Origin of the sequence: Saccharopolyspora halophila (assembly GCF_039531955.1) — a bacterium.
Lineage (GTDB): Bacteria > Actinomycetota > Actinomycetes > Mycobacteriales > Pseudonocardiaceae > Saccharopolyspora > Saccharopolyspora halophila.
This window is the reverse complement of the sequence record NZ_BAAARA010000002.1, coordinates 245678-270424: the sequence shown is the minus strand read 5'-3', so window position 1 is coordinate 270424 and position 24747 is coordinate 245678. Positions and strand designations below refer to the sequence as shown.

21 protein-coding genes are annotated in these 24747 nt (G+C 69.4%); 10 read left to right on the top strand and 11 right to left on the bottom strand.

Annotated elements, in window-relative coordinates; genetic code table 11:
- Nucleotides 1-61: 61 nt before the first annotated feature.
- Nucleotides 62-1228, top strand: a complete 1167-nt coding sequence (locus ABD289_RS04130) for an AI-2E family transporter (protein ID WP_344126671.1) — start codon at nt 62-64, stop codon at nt 1226-1228.
- Between the two features lie 196 nt (nt 1229-1424).
- Here the strand turns inward: ABD289_RS04130 and ABD289_RS04125 are convergent, their stop codons facing one another.
- Nucleotides 1425-2621, bottom strand: coding sequence for a GGDEF domain-containing protein (locus ABD289_RS04125; RefSeq protein ID WP_344126669.1), 1197 nt, complete (start codon nt 2619-2621; stop codon nt 1425-1427).
- A gap of 192 nt (nt 2622-2813) precedes the next feature.
- Between ABD289_RS04125 and macS the strand changes: the two genes are divergently transcribed.
- The 3 genes from macS (at nt 2814) to ABD289_RS04110 (ending at nt 5715) form a co-directional block, all read left to right on the top strand.
- The gene (macS, locus tag ABD289_RS04120) at nt 2814-3986 is read left to right on the top strand and encodes a MacS family sensor histidine kinase (RefSeq protein WP_344126667.1); all 1173 of its coding nucleotides are present in this window, start codon (nt 2814-2816) and stop codon (nt 3984-3986) included.
- A complete protein-coding gene (locus tag ABD289_RS04115; RefSeq protein WP_344126665.1) occupies nt 3983-4660 on the top strand; it encodes a response regulator in 678 nt (225 codons plus the stop codon). The genes macS and ABD289_RS04115 overlap by 4 nt, the downstream gene beginning before the upstream one ends.
- Before the next feature lie 179 nt (nt 4661-4839).
- Nucleotides 4840-5715 (top strand): DUF559 domain-containing protein, encoded by an 876-nt coding sequence (locus ABD289_RS04110; protein ID WP_344126663.1) that lies wholly within the window; start codon nt 4840-4842, stop codon nt 5713-5715.
- A gap of 69 nt (nt 5716-5784) precedes the next feature.
- Here ABD289_RS04110 and ptsP read toward each other — a convergent pair whose 3' ends face one another.
- Nucleotides 5785-7410 carry a phosphoenolpyruvate--protein phosphotransferase gene (ptsP, locus tag ABD289_RS04105; RefSeq protein ID WP_344126661.1) on the bottom strand — a complete coding sequence of 542 codons (1626 nt, stop codon included), beginning with the start codon at nt 7408-7410 and terminating at the stop codon, nt 5785-5787.
- 316 nt (nt 7411-7726) lie between these two features.
- On the opposite strand from ptsP, the gene ABD289_RS04100 reads away from it, so the two are divergent.
- On the top strand, nt 7727-8041 hold the full coding sequence (locus ABD289_RS04100) for a hypothetical protein (protein WP_344126659.1): 315 nt from the start codon (nt 7727-7729) through the stop codon (nt 8039-8041).
- Nucleotides 8042-8292: 251 nt separating this feature from the next.
- Here the strand turns inward: ABD289_RS04100 and ABD289_RS04095 are convergent, their stop codons facing one another.
- A complete protein-coding gene (locus ABD289_RS04095) occupies nt 8293-8529 on the bottom strand; it encodes a glutaredoxin family protein (RefSeq protein ID WP_344126657.1) in 237 nt (78 codons plus the stop codon).
- 165 nt (nt 8530-8694) lie between these two features.
- Here ABD289_RS04095 and ABD289_RS04090 point away from each other — a divergent pair, with 165 nt between their 5' ends.
- The gene (locus ABD289_RS04090) at nt 8695-9396 is read left to right on the top strand and encodes a TetR/AcrR family transcriptional regulator (protein ID WP_344126655.1); all 702 of its coding nucleotides are present in this window, start codon (nt 8695-8697) and stop codon (nt 9394-9396) included.
- Here the strand turns inward: ABD289_RS04090 and ABD289_RS04085 are convergent.
- Nucleotides 9393-9776, bottom strand: a complete 384-nt coding sequence (locus ABD289_RS04085; protein ID WP_344126653.1) for a hypothetical protein — start codon at nt 9774-9776, stop codon at nt 9393-9395. The two genes, ABD289_RS04090 and ABD289_RS04085, sit on opposite strands and share 4 nt — an antisense overlap.
- An 18-nt stretch (nt 9777-9794) precedes the next feature.
- Complete coding sequence (locus tag ABD289_RS04080; protein WP_344126651.1) at nt 9795-10151, bottom strand: HC3 family zinc finger protein; 357 nt, start codon at nt 10149-10151, stop codon at nt 9795-9797.
- Nucleotides 10152-10209: 58 nt separating this feature from the next.
- Between ABD289_RS04080 and ABD289_RS04075 the strand changes: the two genes are divergently transcribed.
- Nucleotides 10210-11070: a helix-turn-helix domain-containing protein gene (locus ABD289_RS04075; RefSeq protein ID WP_344126649.1), complete on the top strand. Its 861-nt coding sequence runs from the start codon at nt 10210-10212 to the stop codon at nt 11068-11070.
- A gap of 9 nt (nt 11071-11079) precedes the next feature.
- Nucleotides 11080-11274 (top strand): DUF397 domain-containing protein, encoded by a 195-nt coding sequence (locus tag ABD289_RS04070; RefSeq protein ID WP_344126647.1) that lies wholly within the window; start codon nt 11080-11082, stop codon nt 11272-11274.
- Here ABD289_RS04070 and ABD289_RS04065 read toward each other — a convergent pair.
- Complete coding sequence (locus ABD289_RS04065) at nt 11264-13420, bottom strand: ATP-binding protein (RefSeq protein WP_344126645.1); 2157 nt, start codon at nt 13418-13420, stop codon at nt 11264-11266. The two genes, ABD289_RS04070 and ABD289_RS04065, sit on opposite strands and share 11 nt — an antisense overlap.
- Nucleotides 13421-14077: 657 nt before the next feature.
- On the opposite strand from ABD289_RS04065, the gene ABD289_RS04060 reads away from it, so the two are divergent.
- On the top strand, nt 14078-15127 hold the full coding sequence (locus ABD289_RS04060; protein WP_344126643.1) for a sensor histidine kinase: 1050 nt from the start codon (nt 14078-14080) through the stop codon (nt 15125-15127).
- A 234-nt stretch (nt 15128-15361) separates the two neighbouring features.
- On the opposite strand, the gene ABD289_RS04055 is transcribed toward ABD289_RS04060, so the two are convergent.
- The 3 genes from ABD289_RS04055 to ABD289_RS04045 all read right to left on the bottom strand — a co-directional run bounded on the left by ABD289_RS04055 (nt 15362) and on the right by ABD289_RS04045 (nt 21601).
- A complete protein-coding gene (locus ABD289_RS04055; protein ID WP_344126640.1) occupies nt 15362-17305 on the bottom strand; it encodes an acyl-CoA dehydrogenase family protein in 1944 nt (647 codons plus the stop codon).
- Nucleotides 17306-17461: 156 nt separating this feature from the next.
- Complete coding sequence (gene leuS / locus ABD289_RS04050) at nt 17462-20335, bottom strand: leucine--tRNA ligase (protein WP_344126638.1); 2874 nt, start codon at nt 20333-20335, stop codon at nt 17462-17464.
- Between the two features lie 198 nt (nt 20336-20533).
- Nucleotides 20534-21601, bottom strand: a complete 1068-nt coding sequence (locus ABD289_RS04045; protein WP_344126636.1) for an esterase-like activity of phytase family protein — start codon at nt 21599-21601, stop codon at nt 20534-20536.
- Nucleotides 21602-21667: 66 nt separating this feature from the next.
- Between ABD289_RS04045 and ABD289_RS04040 the strand changes: the two genes are divergently transcribed.
- Nucleotides 21668-22084, top strand: coding sequence for an SdpI family protein (locus ABD289_RS04040; RefSeq protein WP_344126633.1), 417 nt, complete (start codon nt 21668-21670; stop codon nt 22082-22084).
- A gap of 227 nt (nt 22085-22311) precedes the next feature.
- Here the strand turns inward: ABD289_RS04040 and ABD289_RS04035 are convergent, their stop codons facing one another.
- Nucleotides 22312-22884, bottom strand: a complete 573-nt coding sequence (locus tag ABD289_RS04035; protein ID WP_344126630.1) for a YqgE/AlgH family protein — start codon at nt 22882-22884, stop codon at nt 22312-22314.
- 171 nt (nt 22885-23055) lie between these two features.
- A complete protein-coding gene (locus tag ABD289_RS04030) occupies nt 23056-24540 on the bottom strand; it encodes a CCA tRNA nucleotidyltransferase (RefSeq protein ID WP_344126628.1) in 1485 nt (494 codons plus the stop codon).
- Between the last annotated feature and the right edge of the window lie 207 nt (nt 24541-24747).

Here is a 24747-nt window from a genome sequence, read left to right as displayed (position 1 = left end):
ACCGTCATCGACGACTCGTTCGGGGCAGCTGCGAACCCAAGATCAGCGATACGGTGTTGTTGTGAGCGACACCGAGATCGACAAGCGGGACGCGGCCGCGGCCATCCCCACCGTGCTGCGGGTATCGGCCGCGCTGGCCTGGCGGACGCTGGTGCTGGCCGCCGCGCTGTACCTGATCGGCGTGGTGATCAGCCGCCTTTACGTGGTCGTGATCCCGGTGGCCATCGCGCTGCTGCTGGCCGCCCTGCTGGCCCCGGCCGTGGCGGTGCTGTGCCGGAGGCGAGTGCCGCGATCGCTGGCCACCGCGATCGTGCTGATCGGCGGGCTGGCCGCGGTCGGCGGCGTGTTCAGCTTCGTGATCAACGCGTTCATCAACGGCTTCCCGAGCATGCAGCGCCAGGTCCTGGCCAGTCTCAACCAGCTGCGCGGCTGGCTGGCCACCTCGCCGCTGCACATCGGCGAGGCGCAGATCAACCAGTTCCTGGATCGCGCCCGGGAGTGGTTGGAGGCCAACCAGTCCGCGCTGACCAGTGGTGCGCTCAACACCGCGGGCACCTTCGGCAGCTTCCTGACCGGGCTGGTGCTCGCGCTGTTCACGCTCATCTACTTCCTCTACGACGGCCGCCGGGTGTGGCTGTTCGTCATCAAGCTGGTGCCGCAGCACGTCCGCCACCGCGTCGACGCCGCCGGCGTGGCCGGCTTCACCTCGCTGGTCGGGTTCGTCCGCGCGACGGCGCTGGTCGCGGTCGCCGACGCGATCGGCATCGGAACCGGTCTGGCACTGCTCGGCGTACCGCTGGCGATCCCGCTGTCCGCGCTGGTGTTCCTCGGCGGCTTCGTGCCGATCATCGGTGCCGTCGCCTCGGGAGCGGTCGCCGTACTGGTCGCGCTGGTCACCAAGGGCTGGGTGATCGCCGTGATCGTCATCGGCGTCGTGCTGGTGGTGCAGCAGATCGAGGGCAACATCCTGCAACCGCTGATCCTCGGCCGCGCCGTGCACCTGCACGCGCTCGGCGTCGTGCTCGCGATCAGCGTCGGTGTGGTCGTCAACGGGATCGTCGGCGCGCTGCTGGCCGTCCCGATCGTCGCCGTGCTCAACTCGGCGATCCGCACGCTGAACCAGCCCGAGCAGACCGAGGCCGACGAACCGGAACCGGACGAGGCCGAAGCGTCGGAGGACACCTCACCGGACCCACCGGAGGACGAAGAAGCCGACGACCGCGCTTAGGGGCCTTGCACAGTGCGGCGGAGCCGCTGCGGTGCGGGACTCAGCCGGCACCGGTGCGGGTGCTCAGCCGGCACCGGGCGGGGACGACCGCAGCGCCGCGGATCGCGGTCATGCTCGAGTCGCGGATCCCGGAGCCCGGCGGCGTCCGAGGTTCCGCTCCCGGCCCCGCCACGCGAACGCCGAACTGGAACATCTCCTACGCCAAGCTGATGGCGTTGCGGCCGCTGGCCTTCGCGGCGAGCATCGCCGCGTCGGCCGCCACCAGCAGATCGGTCAGCTCGTAACCGAAGCGGCTGGTGGTCGCCACCCCGACGCTGACGGTGAGATCGGTGAGATCGCGGTGCATCCCGTGGATGTCCCGCGCGGGAACCGACATGACCTCGGCGGCCAACCGGATCCGCTCGGCGACCTTGCAGGCGGTCTGCGGGTCGGTCCCGGGCAGCAGGATGACGAACTCCTCGCCGCCGAAGCGCCCGACGGAGTCGTCACCTCGCACGTTGGCCTGCAGCATCATCGCCACCGCGGCCAGCACGGTATCGCCCGCGAGATGGCCGATCTCGTCGTTGACCTTCTTGAAGTGGTCCAGATCGGCCAGCAGCACCGCGACGGGATGGCCGCGCTGGCAAGCGCGCAGCAGCTCCACGCGCGCGGTGCGCTCCCAGTGCTCGGCGTTGGACAGGCCGGTCTTGCTGTCGCGCTGCGCGGTGCGCCGCCAGGTCGGCAACTGCCCGGCGAGGTCGAGCAGCACCATCGGGGGCGCTGCCAGCAGCACGCTGATCGGCTGCTCGTTCATCGCGACCGCGAGCAGCCCGCCGAGGCTCGCGGCGACGATGCCCAGCAGCACGTCGATCGGCTCGCCCAGCACGGCCTGGCGCTTGGCCTCCGGATCGCGCAACCGGATCCCGCCGGCGACCACGATCGCGCGCATCATCAGCAGCACCACGCCGAGCGCGAAGAACGTGAGCGGGTTCCACTGCGGTTCGTCCCAGCCGACCACCGCGCGACCGGTGAACATGGCGATGCCGGTGGCCGCCGTGGTGAACAGCCACCGGTAGGGCTCGGGCCGGTTGTCCAGGACCCCGTGCAGCGTGGGACCGAGCAGCAGCAGCACCAGGAGGTTCGGCGGCAGCAGCAGGATTCCGGCTGCCAGGTAGACGATGTGCAGGGTCCACGGGTCGCGGCGGATCTGCTTGCGCAGCTTGATCGACACCGAGGTGATCACGATGACCGCGAACGCGGTGCCCGCCAGCGCGGCGAAGGTCTGCAGCTCGCGCGGGTCAGGATGCCGTCCCGTGGTGAAGACCAGAGCGACCAGCGCGATCGCCGCCGCCTCGACCCCCAGCACGTAACCGATCGCCGCCGGTGGCAACCGCCACAGCAGCCAGTCCCGCATTCCTCACCTCCCCTCGGCAGCCTCGCACAGCGAGCCATCCCCCCGAAGCACAACGCTCCAACCTCGACGGCGTTTCGCCTCGAAGCCCACGACCGGGCGTTTTTCCCGATCCGGGCTCAAGTCCAGCGGTGATCGAACCGGTGGTCCCGACGCGCCCGGATCTGGGGCAGGATGGTGGGCTGGGAGGAAGCTTTGACCGGTTCACGACCAACACCGCCTCAGGTGCCCGACGGGCGCACGCCGCTGTGGCGCAGCCACAACGTCTTCCGCGTGGTGACGTTCCTGTACGCGCTGTTCTGGTTCGGCATGCAGTACGAGCGCTACCAGCGGCCCTGGCTGGCGGCGGTGTGCATCGGCTGCATGGCCGCGTGGACCGGGTTCACGGTGTGGCGCTACTGGAACCGCAACGGCCGCACCAACCGGATGGTGCTGGCCGACGTGGTCGTGGTGAACGCGCTGTTCGGCATCAACGAGTTCATCCTCACCCAGGACCAGATGCTCGCGGGCGACCCGTCGGTGGTGACCGTCTGGCACTCCACGGGAGTCACGGCCGCCGCGGTGCACTGGGGGATGCCCGGTGGCCTGATCGCGGGCGTGGTCGCGACAGCGGGCAACTACCTGGTTCGCGGCCGCGGCGGCTCGGACATGGCGATGGACGCGGTGCTGCTGATCGGCGTGGGCCTGGTGATCGGACTGGCCGCCAACACCGCGCGCCGCTCCACCGAACGACTCGCGCGGGCGATGCAGGCCGAGGCCGCCACCGCCGAGCGGGAGCGCCTCGCCAGGTCGATCCACGACAGCGTGCTGCAGGTACTCGCGCGGGTGCGGCAGCGCGGCGCGAACCTGGGCGGCGAGGCCGCGGAGCTCGCGGAGCTGGCCGGGGAGCAGGAGATCGCGCTGCGCTCGCTGATCGCCACGACGCCGGAGTCCTCGGACAGCGGCGAGACCGACCTGGCCGCCCGGCTGGAGGTGCTGCGCACCGCACGGGTGCACGTGTCGGTGCCGGGCCATCCCGTGCGACTGCCCGAGCCGCGCACCGCGGACCTGTTCGCCGTGACCCGCGAGGCCCTCGCCAACGTCGACAAGCACGCCCCGGGCGCGCAGGCGTGGGTGCTGCTGGAGGAACTTCCGGAGGAGATCGTGCTCAGCATCCGCGACGACGGCCCCGGCATCCCGGAGGGCCGGCTGTCGGCGGCGGCCGCCGAGGGCCGGCTGGGTATCGCCAAGTCGATAAGGGGACGTGTCGAGTCGATGGGTGCGAAGATCGACCTGGACACCGCGCCCGGCGAGGGAACCGAGTGGGAGCTCCGGGTGCCGCGCGCCGCCGCAGCACCGGGGAAACGGCGCAGAGGAGGACATCGATGAGCGAGCCGCCGGTGACCGTGATGGTCGTCGACGACCACCCGATGTGGCGCGACGGGGTGGCCCGGGACCTGACCGAACGCGGCTTCGAGGTCTCCGCGACCGCAGGCGATGCGGCGTCGGCGCTGCGCATCACGAAGACGGTCAAGCCGGACGTGGTCCTGATGGACCTCAACCTCGGCGACGTCTCGGGGGTGCACGCGACCCTGCAGATCACCCAGGAGGTGCCCGGCACCCGGGTCCTGGTGCTGTCGGCTTCCGGTGAGCACGAGGACGTCCTGGAGGCGGTGAAGGCGGGTGCCTCGGGCTACCTGGTCAAGTCCGCCTCGGTCGAGGAGCTGGTCGACGCGATCCGGCGCACCGCCGCGGGTGACGCTGTGTTCACCGCAGGTCTGGCCGGGCTGGTGCTGGGCGAGTACCGGCGGATGGCCATCACGCCCGATTCCGAGACCGAGGCTCCGCAGCTCACCGAGCGCGAGACCGAGGTCCTGCGCCAGGTCGCCAAGGGCCAGACGGCTCGCCAGATCGCCAACAAGCTGGTCATCTCGCACCGCACGGTGGAGAACCACGTCCAGTCCACCCTCCGCAAGCTCCAGCTCCACAACCGAGTGGAGCTGGCCCGCTACGCGATCGAACACGGCCTCGACCAGGACGGCGAGGACCCCACCCCCGAGTAGTCGTGACAGTTTTGCCTAAAACTGCGCGGTCTTCGCGCCCGAAATGCCCGGACAGTTTTAGGCAAAACTGTCAGCAGTCACCCGTTCCGCGGTCGCGAGTTATCCACTGCGGGGCGAGTTGTCCACAGATTTTCGCGAACGCTTTCCTTCGGGGGCGCGAGGTGCGCAGCCTGCGTTGCGTGGCTGCTATCAACTCGCTCGGGCGTGGTGCGATCGACGGTCTCTTCACGCGGAGAGAAACGCTGCAGGACGGCTTCACCGACAACGATCTGCGCAGGGCGGCGTGTCATCGCGTCGTCCAAGGCGTGTACCGGACGGATCAAACCCCGCTGACGCACGAGCTGCGCTGCCATGCCGCGGCGATGGTCCTTCCCGGGGACGCCGTGATCACCGGCCGGTCGGCGGCGACGCTGCACGGCGTCCCGCTCGCGCTGCCGGGAGATCCGGTCGAGGTGCTGGTAGCCGGTTGCAAGAGGACCTACGGGGTCCGGACGTGGAACGTGCGCAAGTACCCGTTCGAGCAAGTGCCGTGGATGGGCGTGCAGCTGGCGACACCGGAGCGCACCGCGCTCGACCTGCTGGCGCGTCACCCGCTCGAGCGCGGGATCGCCTACGTCGACGCGCTGCTGCACGCGGAGCTCATCACGGCGGAGGCGTTCGGACGGTTCCTGAGCGGCCGTCACGACCACGGCATCCGTCAGGTTCGCCGAGGTTTCGAACTGCTCGACGGACGCGCCGAGTCGATCCCCGAATCCGTGCTCCGGGTGCGGTTCGCGCGCGGCGGATTGCACCCGGTCCCGCAGCTCGAGATCCCGGGCGAGTTCGGCAGCGCGCTGCGCGCGGACCTAGGTTTCGAGGAGGCGAAGGTCGCCGTCGAGTACGAGGGCGCCTGGCACGCCGACCGCGAGCAGTTCCAGCGCGACGAGCGGCGACGGGCCTGGCTGCGCGCCAACGGCTGGCAGGTCGTCGTCGTGACGGCCGAGGACCTGGCGGACCCGGGCCGCTGCACCCGCCTCATCGACGAGGTCGCCCGGTCCGTTCGCGAGCGCACGTGACAGTTTTGCCTAAAACTGCGCGGTCTTCGCGCCCGAGATCTCGGGACAGTTTTAGGCAAAACTGCCAGGTCACGGCTTGGCGGATTGGCGGCCTTGGGCGGGAGTGGATGCCGCGGTGGCCTCGCGGGCCGCCGACTGGAAGGCGGTCAGCGGGTGGGCGGACACGGCCGCTCCGACCTGGTGCAGCGAACCCGCGTTCATGGAGAGGCTGGTCGCGCCCAGCCCCACCAGGACGCCGGCGAGGGCGGGATCGGCGGCGGCTTCACCGCAGACGCCCACCGATTTGTCGACTTGGCGACCGGCCTCGCCGATCATGCCGATCAGGCGCAGCAGCGCGGGCTGCCACGGGTCGTTGAGCTCGGCCAGCGCACCGGCCATCCGGTCCGCGGCGAAGACGTACTGGGCGAGGTCGTTGGTGCCGATGGACACGAAGTCGACGGCCTGCAGGATCTCGGCTGCGCACAACGCCGCGGCCGGGACCTCGATCATCACACCGGCCCGCTCGATGCCCGCCGCGCGCACTCGCTCGGCGAACCAGGCGGCTTCCTCGGCGGTGGCGACCATCGGGGCCATCACCGAGACCTCGGCACCGGAATCGGCGGCCGCGCCCGCGATGGCCTCCAGCTGGCGATCGAGCACCTCGGGCCGATCGAAGGCGACGCGCAGTCCGCGCACGCCCAGCGCGGGGTTCGGTTCCTCGCCCATCGCCAGGAAGGCCAGCGGCTTGTCCGCCCCGGCGTCGAGCGTGCGCACCACGACCGGCTTGCCGGCGAACGGCGCGAGCACCTCGGCGTAGGCCGCGCGCTGGGTCTGCACGGTGGGTTCCCGGTCGGCTCCGAGGTAGCAGAACTCGGTGCGGAACAGGCCGACGCCTTCGGCCCCGGCCTCCGCGGCGGCGCGCGCGTCCTCCGGTGATCCGACGTTGGCCAGCACCTTCACCGGGTGGCCGTCCTCGGTGCGACCGACCCCGTCCCACTCGGCCTCGGTCGCACGGGTGGCGACCTGGACTTCGACCTCGGACTCGGACAGCTCCACCGCACCGGTGTCCCCGTCCACGGATGCGCCCACGCCCTCGGCGTCGAGCAGGCCCCGCACGGCGACCACCGCCGGAATCCCCAGCGAGCGAGCGAGGATCGCGGTGTGGCTGGTCGGTCCGCCCTCCTCGGTCACCAGCGCCAGCACCAGCGAGGGATCCAGATCGGCGGTGTCGGCGGGTGCGAGATCGCGGGCGAGCAGCACGCTCGGGCGCTCCAGGTCCGGCACGCCCGGCGGCGTGACGCCCTCGAGGAAGGCGATGATCCGGTCGCGCACGTCGTGCACGTCCCGCACGCGCTCGGCCATGTACCCGCCCGCCGCGCGCAGCGCGTCGGCGAAGCCGTTGGCCGCCTCGAAGACCGCGCGCGAGGCAGGCAACGAGCGGTTGGCCACGTTCTGCTCCGCCTGCGAGGTCAGCGCCGGGTCCATCGCCATGGCGGCGGTGGTCTCCAGCACGGCCTTCGCGTCCCCGGAGACCTTCGCCGCGCGCGCGAACAGCGCTTCGGAGACGGCATCGGCCGCGGGCCCGATCCGGGCCGCCTCGGCGACCGGATCGGCGGGCGCGGGAGTGGTGGCGGGCTCGGGCAGCGGATCGGCCACGCGGACCACGGGCCCACCTGCTCGGCCGGAACTCACTCCCACACCAGTCAATCGCGACATGGTCTAGACCATACCTTTCCACGTTGCTCAGCAGAAGTACCGGAAACTCGCGCTCCCGCCACCCGCAGCTTGTCCCGGCGAGCACGGCGCCGCTAGATGGGCACCCGGACGGGCCAGAACAGCCCGTGACTTCGCCGACTCCGAGGGAAGCACGCATCCCCTGAACGGCGCGAACGAATGCGAGCGGGAAAACACCCGCAGTGGTGCCCAGTGGTTCCTACGTCGCCCGTTTGCAGCAGGCGAGGCATTACTCATAGGTAACAACTGAGTAGCAGTACGGATCCGCAGCGCACCCCGCGAACCGCAGGCTGGACGCATGACGATGACCGTGCAGATCGCCCGACCGAAAACCCGTCTCGACCAGCTCATCGAGCAACTGCAGCAGTCGATCGGCTTCTTCGCAGCCCGGCCGCAGCCCGCCGGCGAGGAACCCGAGGAGGAGCCCCGCGAGCACGCGGCGGAATCCCCGGACCGATTGCCACCGACGAGCGAACTGCCGGACAGGCGGTCCATCCCGGGAGATCCGGTGGACACCAGCCAACACGATCCGAAGCAAGCCCCGGCCGATCAGGTCGGGGCTCGTCCCGCTTCTCGGGAGAACAGGAGCAATCCCGACGAACGGCGCGGATAATCGAACTGCCTGCGGCAACGATGAACTTTCCGAAAGTCCTGTGCTTCAAACCACAAACGATTATTCCACTATGGATCCACCGTTCGAGCTAAATCCGCTGTCAAGGTGGATCTTTTTCCCGACCATCCGCGTCACACTGAACGCAGTTGCCGCTCGTCGGTATTCGCGCCATCGACGATCGCAACGAAGAGCGAGCCGGTCGCAACGCCCCCCGTGCGGCCGGCTCGTTCATTTTCCGGATCGTTCGCGGGCTACTTCTCAGCGGCGGCGAACACTTCGGCCGCCGAGGGGTTCACCGCCCGCCAGTCACCGATGACCACGGTCGGGACGGTCTCGTTGCCGTCGGCGATCGAGCGCACGACCTCCGCGGCACTCGGGTCCTGCCAGATGTCGATCTCGGTGAAGTCCAGCCCGGCGCGCTGCAATCCGGAACGCAGCGACATGCAGAACGGGCACCCCGGCCTGCTGTAGACGGTTACCTCGGCCATCCGGACCTCCAAAGACTCACAAGTGCTGCTGCCAGCTTGTACAACCCGACCCTCGAATTTCACCCGGCCGAGACGCACATCTCCCGCCCCAGGTCGGGACTAGGCCGCAGCCCGCGGAACGACTACCGTGGCGTGAACGCCGTTTACCCAGCTCAGGAGCCACGGATGACTCAGGCGCCGCGGCGCGACCGGGATCGCGCCGCAACCGACCAGGAGATCCGGCAGCACGCCCGGGCCCTGCTGGTCGAGCACGGCAGCGAGGCGGTGACGCTGCGCGCCATCGCCCGCGAGCTGGGCATCACCGCTCCCGCCCTGTACCGCTACTACGACTCGCGGGAGGAGCTGCTGCGCAGGCTGGCGACCGACATCTGCGTGGACCTCTCCGATGATCTGCGCGTCGCGCTGGATCCGGTGGGGGAGGACTTCCTGGAGCGGATGTTCGCGGTCTGCTGCCGGTTCCGCAGCTGGGCTCTGGCGCACCCGAAGGAGTTCTCGCTGGTCTTCGCCGCACCCCGGGAGCGCGAGGCGCAACCTGACCGCCTCGGCGGGGTGTTCCTGAGCGTGGTCGGGCCGCTGATGGCGGAGAGCGCGCTCAACGGCGGGCTGCGGGATCAGCCCGCCGTCGCGCTCCCGGACCTCTCCGCGCACCGAACCGCCTTCGCGGAGGCCTTCGTTCGCGCGGGCGTGCGGATGCCCCCGGAGGCGCTCAGCGATGAGGCGGTGTACTTCCTGCTGCGCTGGTGGATCCGGCTGTACGGGCACATCGCGCTGGAGGTCTTCGACCGCTTCCCGTTCGACCTCGAGCACGCGGACCGGCTGTTCGACACGCTGCTCGACGAGCTCGCCCGGGAGACCGGCTTGCGCTAGTGCGCCGCCGACCAGGCGAAGGAGATCTCGGCTCGTGGCGGGTGGAACTCGACCTTGTACTCCGGCGGCCACTCGATGAGCCGGTGCCTGCCGACGTAACCCGGTGGCAGATCGAGCTTCTGCCGCATTCGCTTCGGCAGGCACTCGGCGTGCGCGGCCAGTCGCGCGAGTTGCTCCGGTCCCGGGATTCGTGGTCGTGCTGCGGTTTCCATCCGATCGCGCAGTTGCGGGACGGTCAGCGCGCCCGGCCCCGCGTGCGCGTGCTGACCACTTCCGCCGCGCAGCGGGAAGACCGCGGCGAGAAGCCCCGCCACGGCGACGAAACCGACCGATGAGGCGGCCACCGGCCGCGCGTCCAGCAGTGCGAGCACGATGTTCATGAGATCTCCGTTTCCGTCCTATGTGGACTCTTGAGCGTCCCGCAGCGCGATCGCCGCGGTCCAGCAGGTTTCACAAGTGGGCGCGAGCCAGTCGATTTCCGAGGCATCGACGATGTTCAGGAGCTCACCGCACAACGTGCGACGCTCCTGACCGGGGCGCGGCACCTCGGTGGCGGCCATGCCGTGCCGAAGCCCGCCGCACGGCCGCCAGTAGGCCACCGGCTTCTCGGCCTCCAGGCCGGGGAAAAGCATCCGGATCTCCTCCGCGTCGAGGGGAAAGCGGAGGCGACCACGCCGGAAGGGGAGGGCTCGGAGCATCGCCACCGCTTGATCAAGCAAGTTAGCGCAGGAAATACTTCCGTTGGTATCGCTCATTAGGGTTGGATGTGCTAGATGTGGTGCCCGCACTCAGGGATATCGCCGGAGGTTCCGCATGCCACCCGCTTCGCCGACGCTCGCCGCGTGGGAACTCGGCCGACGCCTCAAGCAGGCTCGCACGGAACGCGACATGACCAGCGCCGAAGCCGCGAAATCCATTGGCATCACGCAGAACTACATGAGCAACGTCGAGTACGGCCGGCGGACGATCGTCGAGGAGAAGCTGCGGAAGCTGATCGCCGCCTACCAACTCGATGACTCCACCCGCGATGAACTGCTGGCGCTGCGCGATCAGAGCACGGGACGCGGGTGGTGGTCGCCCTGCACCAGCATCTATCCCACCGAGCTGCTGCGATACCTCGGTTACGAGCACGGCGCGGCCCGGATCCGCAGCTTCGAGAACGCGGTCATGTCCGGCCTGCTGCAGTCCGAGAGCTACGCGCGCGCCCTGCACCGCGGCGACAAGGCGAACCTGCGGATGTCCGAGGTCGAGCAGCGCACCGAGGTGCGAATGCGGCGCAAGCAGCGCCTCTTCGACGACGACCCGCTGCACGCCCAAGTCCTGCTGGGGGAATCGGTCCTGCACCAGCAGGTGGGCGGTACGGGCGTGCTCGCCGAACAGCTGAACCACCTGCTCGACCTGATCGAACAGCTGCCTAGCAGCCTCGACGTCCGGGTCATCCCGTTCTCCGCCGGAAGTTACGGCGCCATGGGGAGTTCCACGTTCCACCTGCTGAACTTCGCCAGCTCGTACCTGCCGCCGATCGCGTGGCAGGAAACGGCCGTGTCGATGGAGATCATCGACTCCGCGCCGATGGTGGAGAAGTACCAGGCCTCCTACGAGGAAGCGGCGGCCTTCGCTCTGGACCGCGAGGAGTCCGCGCGACTCATCCGCTCCCTGGTCCCGACGGGATAACCTGGCCGTGTGAGTGGCTTACGAATACGTTCGACCGACCCGGACTGGTTCACGTCCAGCTACACGTCCAACTCCCAGGCATGCGTGGAAGTCGCCAGAACCCAGGACCGCGTCCTCGTCCGAGACACCAAGAACCGCGCAGGCGGCACGCTCGCCTTCACCCCGGAGCAATGGTCGGCTTTCGTCACCTCCATCAGGAGGTAGGAAGAACCTCGATTTCATCGAGTACAGCGGCTGCCGTGTCCGGATCTATTTCCTCGTAGAGACCGAGCGCTGCTTGCAGTGCCTCGCGCGCACCGGTCAGGTCACCGCTTTCGTGCCGCGCGTTGCCCAGGTTGCGCAGGCTTGCCGCAGCGCCCGGCCGATGGTCGATCTCCAAACGGAGTTCCGCTGCGCGGCGGTATGCCTCGATCGAGGCTTCCAGGTTCCCCGATGTCCGGTGGGTATCGGCAATGTGGTGCAGCACGAATCCCTCGCCGACGTTCTCACCAACTTCGCGGTACGCGCGCAATGCCTGTTCAAAATGGGCGTGGGCCGCTCCGAACAAGCCGAGCTTGGCTTTCAGCAGACCAAGGCCGTTAAGCGAAGCACCTTGCGTGTAGAGGTCCCGGCGCTCCTGCCCGATGGAAACGGCCGTTTCGAGGGGTTTGACGGCATCTTCGAGATCACCCCGCTCGACCCGCATCACCCCCACCCCGATCAGCGCTTCGGTCTTGCCGTGGGTGTCCCCGGCCGCTTCGAAGTAGGGAAGAGACTGGGCTGCATAACTTTCCGAGCTATCAACATCACCTCGGTCATAGTGGGCCACGCTCATTTCGAACAGCAGATACGCTGTCGCGTAGTCGTTACCCAGGAACCGAGCGGATTCGATGGCACAGGTGTAAGCCTCGATCCAGTCATCCGCGTATCCGCGCAGGTGAAAGAAGAACATCAGGCTTCGCGGCAGCTGCCAGACGTATTCGTTCAGACCGAAACTTCTTGCCTGCAGCGTGGCAGCGCGCATGTTGTGCCGTTCGGCGTCCCACCAGGCGAGCGCCTCAGCATCGGTGCCGAAGACGAGCCCTTCGATCGAAGAGTCCGGCAGGTCGACCACGAATCCGCGCGAGTCGCCGCCCGCCCTCGCGTAATCGGCCCTCGCGCTCGTGCGCAGGTAGAAGTCGAGCAACCGCCGGACAGTATCCTGCCTGTCGCTTTCCCGTTCGTCGGTCGCGGCGCACTCGGCCGCGTACGCGCGGAGCAGGTCGTGGAAGCGGTAGCGCCCGCGCTCGTGCTGCTCCACGAGGTTGGCCCGCAGCAGTTCGGCCAGCGGACGGCGAAGGTCCCGCTTGGTCCGGTCGGCGAGCGCGGCGAGTGCGTCCGCGCCGATGTCCGCGCCCGTCGGCAGGCCCATCAGCCGGAACAACCGCGCGGCCTCCGCCGACAACGAGCGGTAGGACCAGGAGAACACCGCGCGCACGCCCGTCTCACCGGCCGAGTCGAGGGCGTCGAGGCGTTCTCGCTCGCCGCTCAACTCTTCGACCAGTTCGCTCAGCGGGCAGTCGAACTCCACGGCACGCACCGCGACCACGCCCAGCGCGAGCGGGAGGCCCGCGCAGTGCCGGATCAACTCGCCCACGGCCTCCGGATCCCCGGCCAAAGCGTCTTCGCCCAGGTAGTGGGCGAGGAGCTCGCGGGATTCGGCGTCGTCGAGAACGTCGAGGCTCATCCGGTTCGCCGCTTCCCGGACGACCAGCTCGTCGAGCCGGTTGCGGCTGGCGACCAGGACCAGGGCGTCGCGCGCGGCCGGGAGCAGCGGACGGATCTGGGCCGCGTCACGTGCGTTGTCCAGCAGCACCAGCATCCGCTTGTCGTGCACGAGCGTCCGGAACATCGCGGCCCGCGCATCATCACCTGCGGGTATTCGATCAGCCGCAACTCCGAGCGCGGCGAGGAAGAAGCCCAGTGCCTCGTTCGGCGTCATCGGCTCCGCAACCGGGTCGAAGCCGCGCAGGTTGACGTAGAGCTCGCCGTCCGGGAAGCGCTCCCGGACCCGGTGCGCCCAGTTCACCGCCAATGTCGACTTACCGACACCGGCCGTCCCATCGATGGTGGACATCAGCACGGCGCCCTCGGCGCGCGGGCCGGACAACAGCGTCGTCAGCGCGTCCTGCTCGACGAGGCGGTTGACGAAATGCGGCGTCGCGGAGGGAAGCTGCCTAGGTGCGGCCTCTCCCGCGGTGCCTCCGCGAAAATGCACGTCACCGGTGATCGATCCGGTCTGAACCACGATGCCTTGCACCGACGCGTCCACCTCGTTGCCGACAGCGTGCTGTCGCTCAACCACGCTTTCCCCCAAGCCGTCGGAGATCAACACTTCAGCGTGGCACGCAGCGAACGCCCGGGCATACCGCCTGATCGGTGGGACTCGTGGGGAACGTTAGGGCTGGTCCGCGTCGGTTGTGGCGGGGATCGGCGACTCCGCACGGTCGCGTGATCGGCGCGTCCGCCCGCACCGGCCACCGAGGTGGTGCGGCAGCGTTCCCAGAGCGCCGCCGACGAGCCCTCTCAGCGCGTTTTGCGGTCGCGTACCGCTCGTGGTCACGCGAGCAGTGTTCGGCGCATGGACGTCCAGGTGGTGATGGCCAGAACCGGGTTCAGAAGCAGGGAAGCCCGCGTAGCGGACAACTGATTCGCCGAGCAATGCGCAGACTCCACGACCTCTAACGAGCCGGCCGGGGAGCGGGGCTTGATAGGCCGCCGAGCAAGCCGGGAGGTTCCTGTTTCAGTTTCAGGCACGAATGCCTGGGTTCACTTCAGTAGGCGTCCGAAGTTGTCTAGCTTTTGCGGGTTCGGTAACCCCTCGGATCGTCACTCGAAACGGCTGGTCAGCGCGGTCTGGTGATCACTCTTCGCCACCTAGTTGATCAGTAAAACACTTTCGGGTATTTCGGGTTTTGCGTGGTAGCTTCGCGCCGCCGGGAGTGATTTCTCCGGAATTGCTTGCGCGGACAGTTCGGAGCGTTTCCTAGTGGAATTCGTGTTGTGGGGCGTCGTCGCCGTTTCCGTTGTTCTGCTGTGCCTGCTGCTGGGCGTGATCTGGCGGTTGAACCGGCGGATCCGATTGCGGGACGCCGAGACTCATCATCTGGTCACCCGCAGGCTGCCCGCGTTGATGGACGTCGAGCGCGGATTGCCGATCGACGTGCCGGGGCCGCTGTCCGCCGAGCTCTCCGAATCGCCCTTCGGGCAGGACGTGCAGACCGCGGTGGGGCAGTTCGCCGGGTTCGCCGAGGAATCGCAGCAGCGCGCCGAGCGGGCCGCGCGGGCGACGCTGATCTCCAGCATGCGGCGGATGCAGGAGCACGCCGAGGAGCTGCGCGAGGTCATCGCCGGGCTGCCCGACGACACGCGCGCCCGCGTCGAGCTGGAACACCGCTGCGCGCAACTGACCCGGCGGGCGCAGGCGACCTCGTTGCTGTGCGGTTCCCGTCCCGCGCAGCGGCACGCGGCCGCGACCGCGCCGGAAGCGGTCACCGCCGCCACCGCGCGGATCCGGGACCACTCGCGCGTCGAGGTGCACAACGACTCGGGTGTTTCGGTGATCGGGCGCGCCGTCGAGCCGGTGACGCTCGTGCTCGCCGAACTCCTGGACAACGCCGCTCGGTACTCCCCGCCGGAAACGCCGGTGCAGGTGCACTTCCAGTCCGCGCAGAACGGGCTGTCCGCGATCATCGACGACGCCGGCGCCGGCATGACCGCCGAACAGCACGACCGCGCGAAAGCCCTGCTGACCGGCCGGGAATCCGCTGACATCAACAAGCTCGGCGACCCGCCCGGTCTCGGATTCGCGGCGACCGGGCTGCTGGCCGCCCGCCACGGCTTCCGGGCGTTCGTCGAACCCGCCTCGCCCTACGGCGGGACGCGTGCCGTGCTGTTCCTGCCCAACGACCTGCTGACCGACCCGGACGCCGGCGCGGAAACCCGGCAGAGCGCGCACGCGGCGGAGCCCTGGCAGCGCGGAACCCTGCTGGGCGCCCACGCGAAACCACCCGAGGACGAAGACCCCTCGATGAACTAGAACCGTTGCGGAACGCACCCGCCGAGGGAACGTGACAGTGTTGCCCAAGGGGTCCGTGCAGTATGCGGCGAAGCCGCTGCTCCAGGTATGGGCTCAGCCAGCACCGCGGCGGGTTCTCAGACGTCGTCGGGCGAGGACAGCCGCAGCGCCGCGCAGGCCGCTACTCGAGTCGCGGATCCCGCAGCCCGGCGGCGTCTGAGGTTCCGCTCCCCGCGCCGCTACGCAAACCGGCCCCTAAACAGTTCCCAACTGCTGGTCGTGCTCGGCCATGCGGTCTTGGCGGGCACGCTCCGCGCCGGTGGCGATCGGTGCCGTGAGCCACTGCCGGGGGATGCCGAAGGACTCCACCAGCTCCACCGCGTGCGGGCGCAGCTGCATGCAGAGGTCGTTGACCGCCTGGGTGATGGCCTTGGCGCGGCGCGGGTTGATCCGCTCGTGCTCCAGGAACCAGGCCTTGTCCGCCTCGATGTTGGACAGCACGTACAGATCCATCAGCTTGTCCAGGATCGTCGCCGTGGCCTCGTCCTCGCAGCGGTCGATCGCACCGACGAAGGCCTCCAGCACCACCCGGTCGATGTGCACGCGGGCCGCGCGCAGCACGTGGTCCTGGGCGTTGTTGAACACCTCGAAGGCGTTGGACTTGTCCGCCTTCCGCAACCGACGCGCCAGACCGTCGAGCACGTGGTTCTCGCGGTCGTCGAACATCTTCAGCTGCCAGCCGCGGTCGAGGATGTCGTCCTCGCCGGAACGGTCGATGATGCGCTGCACCAGGGAACGCGTCGCGGTGCGCTCGAAGACCGCGCCGACCCACTGGTCCGCGACGAACTTCGCCAGCCCCAGGGTGCCGAGCTCGTCGAACTGGTCCTTGTAGTTGGTCAGGAGTCCCTTGGCGACCAGCTGCAGCAGGACCGTGTTGTCGCCCTCGAACGTGGTGAACACGTCCGTGTCCGCCTTGAGCCCCGCGAGCTGGTTCTCGGACAGGTAGCCCGCGCCGCCGCAGGCCTCGCGACAGGCCTGGATGGTCTCGGTGGCGTGCCAGGTGGTGACCGCCTTCAGCCCGGCCGCGCGGGACTCCAGCTCGCGCTGGGCGCGCTCGTCGCCCGAGCCCAGGGTTTCCTGCAGCGAGGCGACGAGCTCTTGCTGCGCGAAGTGCAGCGCGAAGCTCTTGGCCAGCGCCGGGAGCAGCTTGCGCTGGTGGCCGAGGTAGTCCAGCACCGCGACTTCGCCGCTCTCGCCGGGCTTTTCGAACTGCCTGCGCACGTCGCCGTAGCGCAGCGCGATCTCCAGGGCCAGCTTGCCCGCCCCGCCCGCGGTGGCCGCGACCGAGACCCGGCCGCGGATCAGCGTGCCGAGCATGGTGAAGAACCGCTTGCCCACGCTGTCGATCGGGCTCGAATACGTGCCGTCCTCGGCGACGTCGCCGTAGCGGTTGAGCAGGTTCTCGCGCGGAACCCGGACCTGGTCGAAGTAGATCCGGCCGTTGTCCACGCCGTTGAGACCCGCCTTGCGGCCGCAGTCCTCGATCCGCACGCCGCCGGCGACCTTGCCGGACTGCTCGCGGATCGGCACCAGCAGGGCGTGCACGCCGTGATTCCCGCCCTCGGTGATCAGCTGCGCGAACACCACGGCCATCCGGCCGTCGCGGGCCGCGTTGCCGATGTACTCCTTGCGCGCGGCCTCGTGCGGGGTGTGCACGACGAACTCCTGCGCGGCCGGGTCGTAGGTGGCCGTGGTGCGCAGGTTCTGCACGTCCGAGCCGTGCCCGGTCTCGGTCATCGCGAAGCAGCCCGGCAGCTCCAGGCTCATGATGTCGCGCAGGTAGCGCTCGTGGTGCCGCTCGGTGCCCAGCGCGACGACCGCACCGCCGAACAGGCCCCACTGCACGCCCGCCTTGACCATCAGCGAGAGGTTGCCCGGCAGCATCTCCAGCGAGACCACCGAACCGGCCGGGTCACCGCCACCGCCGTACTCGGCGGGGAAGCCCAGCTCCGGGATGCCGGACTTGGCCAGCGTGCGCATCTGCTCCAGGGTCAGCGCGCGGTGGCCCTCGGTGTCCAGGTGGTCGCCGGAAGGGAGATCGGTCTCGTGCAGGGTCTCGCGGACCTTGTCCCGCACGTGCGCCCATCGCCCGTCGAGCAGCCGGCGCAGTACACCCGGGTCGAAAGCGGCGTCGGTCATGCGGTCCTCCCAGCTCGGTGGTTTGCGGCGAGCTTAGTTACCGACGGGTAACCCGTGCCATGAGAGCTCGCTCACCACGAGTGTGCCCGGGAGACGGCGTGAAAACGCGGGGCGTTCTCGGCGAGTCGAGGATGCCCCGCGGTCGAGTTCGCCAGGTCAGGCGACCACGTTCACCAGGCGGTTCGGCACGACGATGATCTTGCGCGGCTCGCCGCCCTCCAGCGCGGCCACGATCTTCTCGTCGGCCAGGGCAGCGGCCTTGACCGCCTCCTGATCGGCCGAGGCCGGGACCTCGATGCGCGAGCGGACCTTGCCGTTGACCTGGATCGGGTACTCCACCGAGTCCTCGACCAGGTACTGCTCGTCGGCGACCGGGAAGGTTCCGTAGGTCAGGCTCTCGTCGTGGCCCAGCCGGTTCCACAGCTCCTCGGCCAGGTGCGGGGTCATCGGCGCGACCATCAGCACCAGCGGCTCCACCATCGAGCGCGGCGTGCCCTCGGCCGACGAGTAGGCCTTGGTGATCCGGTTGTTGAGCTCGATCAGCTTGGCCACCGCGGTGTTGAACCGCAGCTCCGAGTAGTCCTCCCGGACCCCGGCGATGGTCTTGTGCAACGCGCGCAGCATCTCGGTGTCCGGCTGCTCGTCGGTGACGCGCAGCTCGCCGGTGTGCTCGTCGATGATGTTGCGCCACAGCCGCTGCAGGAACCGGTGCGAGCCGACGACGTCCTTGGTCACCCACGGGCGCGAGGCGTCCAGCGGGCCCATCGACATCTCGTAGAGCCGCAGCGTGTCCACGCCGTAGGCGTCGGCCATCTCGTCCGGCGACACCGAGTTCTTCAGGCTCTTGCCCATCTTCCCGTACTCGCGGGAGACCTCTTCGCCCTGGTAGAAGAACTTCCCGCCGGACTCCTCGACCTCTTCGGCCGGGACGTAGACGCCGCGCGAGTCGGTGAACGCGTAGGCCTGGATGTAGCCCTGGTTGTACAGCCTGCGGTAGGGCTCCTCCGAGGAGACGTGGCCCAGGTCGTAGAGCACCTTGTGCCAGAACCGGGAGTACAGCAGGTGCAGCACCGCGTGCTCCACACCGCCGACGTAGAGATCCACCCCGCCCGGATCGTCCGGGCCGTGCTCGGCGGTGTCGCGCCCCATCCAGTACTTCTCGTTGGCCGGGTCGACGAACCGCTCGGAGTTGTCCGGGTCGATGTAGCGCAGCTGGTACCAGCAGGAACCGGCCCACTGCGGCATGACGTTGGTGTCCCGCTCGTAGTGCTTGAGCCCGTCGCCCAGGTCCAGCTCCACGTGCGCCCAGTCGGTGGCCTTGGCCAGCGGCGGGGACGGGCGGGAATCGGCGTCCTCCGGGTCGAAGGTCTGCGGCGCGTAGTCCTCGACCTCGGGCAGCACCACCGGCAGCTGGTCCTCCGGGATGCCCTGCGGAACGCCGTCCTCGCCGTAGACGATCGGGAACGGCTCGCCCCAGTAGCGCTGCCGCGCGAACAGCCAGTCGCGCAGCTTGTACTCGACGGTGCCGTTGCCGTGCCCGTGCTCCTCCAGCCAGGCGGTGACGGTCTTCTTCGCCTCCTCGACGTCCAGACCGTTGATGTCCAGCCCGGTGGTCTCCGAGGCGGAGTTGATCGCCGGGCCGTCGCCGGTGAACGCCTCGCCGTCGAAGCCCTCGGCCGGCTGCACCGTGCGGATGATCCGCAGGCCGAACGCCGTGGCGAAATCCCAGTCGCGCTGGTCCTGGGCGGGCACCGCCATGATCGCGCCGGTGCCGTAGCCCATCAGCACGTAGTCGGCGATGAACACCGGGATCTGCGCGCCGTTGACCGGATTGGTGGCGTAGCCGCCGGTGAACACACCGGTCTTGTCCTTGCTCTCCTGGCGGTCCAGGTCGGACTTCATCGACGCCGCGCGCCGGTAGGCCGCCACCGCCTCGGGCGGGGTCGCCGCGCCGCCGGTCCAGCGCTCGTCCACGTCCTCCGGCCACTCCGCGGCGGTCAGCTCGTCGACCAGCGGGTGCTCGGGGGCCAGGACCATGTAGGTCGCGCCGAACAGGGTGTCCGGGCGGGTCGTGAAGACCTCGATGTCGTGGCCGCCCGCGGCGAACCGGACGTTGGCGCCGTGCGAGCGGCCGATCCAGTTGCGCTGCATGGTCTTGACCTTGTCCGGCCAGTCCAGCCGGTCCAGGTCGTCGACCAGGCGGTCCGCGTAGGCGGTGATCCGCATCATCCACTGCTTCAGGTTGCGGCGGAACACCGGGAAGTTGCCGCGCTCGGTCAGGCCCTCGGCGGTGACCTCCTCGTTGGCGACCACGGTCCCCAGGCCCGGCGCCCAGTTGACCGGCGCCTCGGACAGGTAGACCAGGCGGTGGGAGTCGATGATCGCGCGCTGCTCGGACCGGGAGAGCTCCGACCACGCCCGGCCGTCCGGGGTGGCGCGCTCACCGTTGGCGAACTCCTTCTCCAGCTCGCCGATCGGGCGCGCCTTGCCCGCGTCGGTGTCGTACCAGGCGTTGAAGATCTGCAGGAAGATCCACTGCGTCCAGCGGTAGAACTCGATGTCGGTGGTGGCGATGCGGCGGCGCTCGTCGTGCCCCAGGCCCAGCCGGCGGATCTGGCCCAGGAACCGCTCGATGTTCTCCTCGGTCGTGGTCCGCGGGTGCGTTCCGGTCTGCACCGCGTACTGCTCGGCGGGCAGGCCGAACGAGTCGAAGCCCATCGTGTGCAGCACGTTGCGGCCCAGCATCCGGTGGTAGCGGGCGTAGACGTCCGAGCCGATGAAGCCCAGCGGGTGACCGACGTGCAGCCCGGAGCCCGACGGGTACGGGAACATGTCCTGCACGAACAGCTTGTTCGCAGGCACCTCGCCCTCGGAGAGCGAACCCGCCGGGTTCGGCGCGTGGAACGTGCCGCGCTCGTTCCACTCCCGCTGCCAGCGATGCTCGATCTCGCTCGCGATGCCCGCGGTGTAGCGGAAGCGCGGAACCTCTTCCGCGGGTCCGTTACCTGCCGCGTCTGCCTGGCCACTCATCAGTTGCGTCCTTCCCCGCTCCGCCGGAACGCGCGCGTCGTGCGCTCCAGTGTGCCGCCTCCTGAAAATGGAAAACCCCCCAGGCCCGGGTGGGCATGAGGGGTCGCCGCGTCGAACCGTCTCCGGACGTTCAACGCGGCCAACGAAGAAGTCGGCGTGCGCTCACGGGCTCAGTCTAACCGACCAGCGAAAACGGCCTCAGCGAACGGCCAGCGTGATCAGCTGGGTGGTCTGCCCGGCGCTGAAGTTGTCGTCGCTGACCAGCACCAGCGTCCGGCGCCCGTCCGGCAGCCGCGGACCCCAGGTGATGCCCTCGATGTTGTCGACGGCCGACAAGTCGAACTCGGACAGGTCCGCGAGCAGGCGCTTGCGGACCGGCCGCACCTCCGCGTCCGCCAGCGAGTCGACGTGCTGGACATCGGTGGCGCCGCGTGGGTCGGCCCGGTAGATGCGGATGGAGTTGCCGACTCCGCTGACGTAGGAACGCTCCACGACCAGGTAGCCGCCGCGCCCGTCGGACAGGATCGCCGAGATGCCGTTGTTGCCCGCGTCCCCGGTGGGCGACTCGGCGAAGACCGGATCGAGCGGGTAGGCGTGCTGGCCGAGGACGCGACCGGTGCGGTCCTGGACGGTCAGCCGAGCCAGCGCGCCGTGCTCGGTGGTGGGGGACTCGCCGTCCTGCAGGAGCGGCCCCTCCATCGCGGTGACCAGCAGCGCCCCTCCTGCGGCGAAGGTGAGCCCTTCCAGCGCCTCGTTCTGCCCGGGTCCGGTCTCGGCGGCCATGCGCAGGTTGTCCGCGATCGGGATGCCGCCGGTGTGCCGCCCGTCGGCGCCCGCGCTGCGGATCGCCGGGTCGATCAGCCGGTCGCCGCGCTCGCCCTCGCTGGTCCACCAGGTCCGGCCGCTGCGCGGGTCGTAGCGGACGTCCTCCGGGTCGACCGAGCCCGGGGGATAGGTGCTGCCGTCCGGCCGGAGCAGCGGGTGCGTACCGGTCAGGCGGAACTCGCCGCCCTCGAACCGCCCGGTGTAGGTGCGCGCCGGTTGCCGCTGCGAGCGGTCGTCGGAGATCAGCAGGTACTCGTCGGTGGCGGGGTCGTGGTCGATGCCGGAGAGGCCGCCGACCGTCGTTCCCTCGAACCGCATCGCGTGCGGCAGCGTCGTTTCGCCGATCAGCTCGGTGCGCGGCGCCGGATCGGCCGTCGCGACCGGCGCGGTGACCGCGGCGAGCAGCACGGCGGCCGGCAGAGCTCGGGGTGTTGTGACCATGTGGGACAGCACACCGGATGCGGATGTCCGGCGGGTGTCCGCGAGGTGGAGGTTTAGGCTGTCCCGGTGCTCGCTGTTCAGCTGATTCTCTGCGCGGTCCTGGTCCTCGGTGGCGCGGCCCTGCTGACGCTCGGTTTCCGGGGGCTGCGCGGGCGGTTGCCCCGCAACACCTACGTCGGCGTCCGCACGCCTGCCGCCATGCGCAGCGAGGAGGCGTTCCAGCTGGCCAACCGCACGGCGGGACCGGCCATGGTCGCCGCGGGTGGTATCGCCGCGCTCTCCGGCATCGCCCAGCCGATGCTGGCCACCGGCTTCACCGTTGCCATGGTCGCGATCATCGGGCTGATCGGAGCCTTCGCCCTGATGACCGTGGGCGGTCTCATCGGCAACCGGGCAGCCGAAACCGTCCCGCCCCCGTCCCGGGTCAACCCCAGCCCCTGCGGTCCGTGCACGGGCTGCGCGGGCGGCTGCTGCAGCGCCTGACCAGCTGCTCTCAAAGCCTCCCCAAGTTATCCACAGGAATCTGTCCACAGGTCTGTGGACAACTCGACAGCTCTGCGCAGGGGCGGGCGACTGCGGCACCCGAGCGGTGGGCGTGACAGTTTTGCCTAAAACTGTGCGGTCTCGACGCCCGAAGTGTCCGGACAGTTTTAGGCAAAACTGTCACCGCCTCCCCGGTGTGGGAGGGCGACCGGTGAGCCGAGGGGTGGTTAGTTGAGCTTCACGTCGCCTGGGTGGGTGGCTAGGAAGGCGAGCGGTGGACCCTGCCGTCGGAGCACCTTGGACCAGAGCTCCTGGCCTTGGTCGGCGATGACGTCGTCCGGTAGCGCGGGGACGACGTGCCAGTCGCCGCGTTCGATCTCGCCTGCCAGCTGGCCTGCGTCCCAGCCGGCGTAACCGGCGAAGAAGCGCAGGCCGCGGGTCTTCGGCACGAGCGCGTTCGGGTCGCCGTCGAGGTCGACCAGGCCCACCGGACCGCGCACGCCGACCATGCCCTCGATCGCGTCGGCGCGCTCGCCCGCGCGCAGCGTCGCCAGGCAGATGGCGGTGCGCTGCTCCACCGGCCCGCCCACGAACAGGGAGCGGGGTTCGATGGCGTGCTCGGCCCACTTGGGGAGGACCTCTTCGACCGCGACCTCGCTCGGCCGGTTCAACACGACCCCGAGCGTGCCCTCCGCCCGGTGGTGAATCACGTAGACGACCGCTCGCCGGAAGTTCTTGTCCAGCAGCTGCGGCGCCGCGACGAGCAGCGCGCCGGGTTCCACCTCAACGTCCGTTCCCACGCGCACATGATCTCACCGGATGCCCGCGCGCGGACCCCTCCCAGGCCGATCCGGTGACACCGAATCCGCCAGAACGATCCCAACAAGAGTTAACAGCGAGCATTACCAGCCGCTATTGACTTCTCGCTAATAAAAGCAACACAACTCGGGGCTGTGACCTGCGAATTCACCTCAGGGGTGTTCGATGCCCTGTTCGCGGGCCCACTTGAACAGCTCGTCCACGGCCTCGTCGCGCGACATCGGTCCGCGGTCCAGGCGCAGCTCCTTGAGGTGCTTCCACGCCTTGCCGACGATCGGTCCCGGCTGCACGCCGAGCAGCTGCATGATCTCGTTGCCGTCCAGATCCGGGCGGACCTTCGCCAGGTCCTCCTCCTCGGCTATCCGGGCGATGCGCTCCTCGAGATCGTCGTAGGCGCGCTGCAGCCCCGTGGCCTTGCGCTTGTTGCGGGTCGTGCAATCGGCGCGCACCAGCTTGTGCAACCGCGGCAGCAGCGGGCCCGCGTCGTTGACGTAGCGGCGCACCGCGGAGTCGGTCCAGTGCCCGTCGCTGTAGCCGTGGAACCGCAGGTGCAGGAACACCAGATCGCTGACCTGGTTGATGACGTCCTTCGGGTAGCGCAGCGCGCGCAGCCGCTTGCGGGTCATCTTCGCGCCGACCACCTCGTGGTGGTGGAAGCTCACCCCGCCGCCCGGCTCGAACCTCCGGGTCGCGGGCTTGCCGATGTCGTGCAGCAGCGCGGCCAGCCGCAGCACCAGGTCCGGCTCGCCCTGCTCGTCGTCCGCCCGCTCCAGGTCGATGGCCTGGTCCAGCACGGTCAGCGAGTGCGCGTAGACGTCCTTGTGCTGGTGGTGCTCGTCGATCTCCAGCTTCATCGCGGGCAGCTCGGGCAGCACGTGCTCGGCCAGGCCGCTGTCCACCAGCAGCTCGATACCGCGCCGGGGGAACTCCCCGCACAACAGCTTGGACAGCTCGGCCTGCACCCGCTCCGGGGTGATCCGGGAGATCTCGGCCGACATCTCGGTCATCGCGCGCACCACGCGGTCGGCGGGGGTGAAGCCGAGCTGGGCGACGAAGCGGGCCGCGCGCAGCATCCGCAGCGGGTCGTCGTTGAACGAGTCCTCCGGGGCCGCCGGGGTGTCCAGCCGCTTGGCGACCAGGTCCGCCATGCCGCCGTGCAGATCGACGAAGGTGCGCGCGGGAAGCTCGATGGCCATCGCGTTGGCGGTGAAGTCGCGGCGCACCAGGTCACCGTCGATGGTGTCGCCGAAGTCCACCTCGGGATTGCGGCCGACGCGGTCGTAGCTGTCCGCGCGGAAGGTGGTGATCTCCACCGTGGTGCCGCGACGGTAGGCGCCCAGGGTGCCGAACTCGATGCCGGTGTCCCAGATCGTCTCGGCCCAGCCGGTGAGCAGCTCGCGCACGCGCTCCGGGCGCGCGTCGGTGGTGAAGTCCAGGTCGGTGCCCAGCCTGCCGAGCATCGCGTCGCGCACGCTGCCGCCGACCAGGAAGAGCTTGTGCCCGGCTGCGCTGAAGCGCTCGCCCAGCTCCTCGGCGACCGGAGCGACCCGGATCAGCTCCACCACCGCGTTGCGTTGCGCATCGCGCTGGAGTTCCGGGGTGGGCCGGCCCGAGTGGGTCTGCTTGGAGGAGGACACGATTCACCAGGGTATCGGGCGTGCAGCCAGCCGTTTAACCCTGCTGGAGGGCTCCGGTCGAGCGCTGTCGGACAAGCCCGCCACCTCGCGAAACCGCAGTGACCGAGCCGGGAGCGCCCAGCGGCGGCGCGCCCGGGCGCGGGCGCGTCTCGCCGCGACGCGTGAACGACCGCACCACCGCGGTGGCGCTGATCGCACTACCATCGG

Coding starts and splice junctions, on each gene's coding strand:
- ABD289_RS04080 (WP_344126651.1), bottom strand. CDS start 10,151: ATGAGCGATACCAACGGAAGTATTTCCTGCGCTAACTTGCTTGATCAA.
- ABD289_RS04045 (WP_344126636.1), bottom strand. CDS start 21,601: ATGGTCACAACACCCCGAGCTCTGCCGGCCGCCGTGCTGCTCGCCGCG.
- ABD289_RS04125 (WP_344126669.1), bottom strand. CDS start 2,621: ATGCGGGACTGGCTGCTGTGGCGGTTGCCACCGGCGGCGATCGGTTAC.
- ptsP (WP_344126661.1), bottom strand. CDS start 7,410: ATGTCGCGATTGACTGGTGTGGGAGTGAGTTCCGGCCGAGCAGGTGGG.
- ABD289_RS04055 (WP_344126640.1), bottom strand. CDS start 17,305: ATGACCGACGCCGCTTTCGACCCGGGTGTACTGCGCCGGCTGCTCGAC.
- ABD289_RS04100 (WP_344126659.1), top strand. CDS start 7,727: ATGACGATGACCGTGCAGATCGCCCGACCGAAAACCCGTCTCGACCAG.
- ABD289_RS04075 (WP_344126649.1), top strand. CDS start 10,210: ATGCCACCCGCTTCGCCGACGCTCGCCGCGTGGGAACTCGGCCGACGC.
- ABD289_RS04095 (WP_344126657.1), bottom strand. CDS start 8,529: ATGGCCGAGGTAACCGTCTACAGCAGGCCGGGGTGCCCGTTCTGCATG.
- ABD289_RS04090 (WP_344126655.1), top strand. CDS start 8,695: ATGACTCAGGCGCCGCGGCGCGACCGGGATCGCGCCGCAACCGACCAG.
- ABD289_RS04085 (WP_344126653.1), bottom strand. CDS start 9,776: ATGAACATCGTGCTCGCACTGCTGGACGCGCGGCCGGTGGCCGCCTCA.
- leuS (WP_344126638.1), bottom strand. CDS start 20,335: ATGAGTGGCCAGGCAGACGCGGCAGGTAACGGACCCGCGGAAGAGGTT.
- ABD289_RS04115 (WP_344126665.1), top strand. CDS start 3,983: ATGAGCGAGCCGCCGGTGACCGTGATGGTCGTCGACGACCACCCGATG.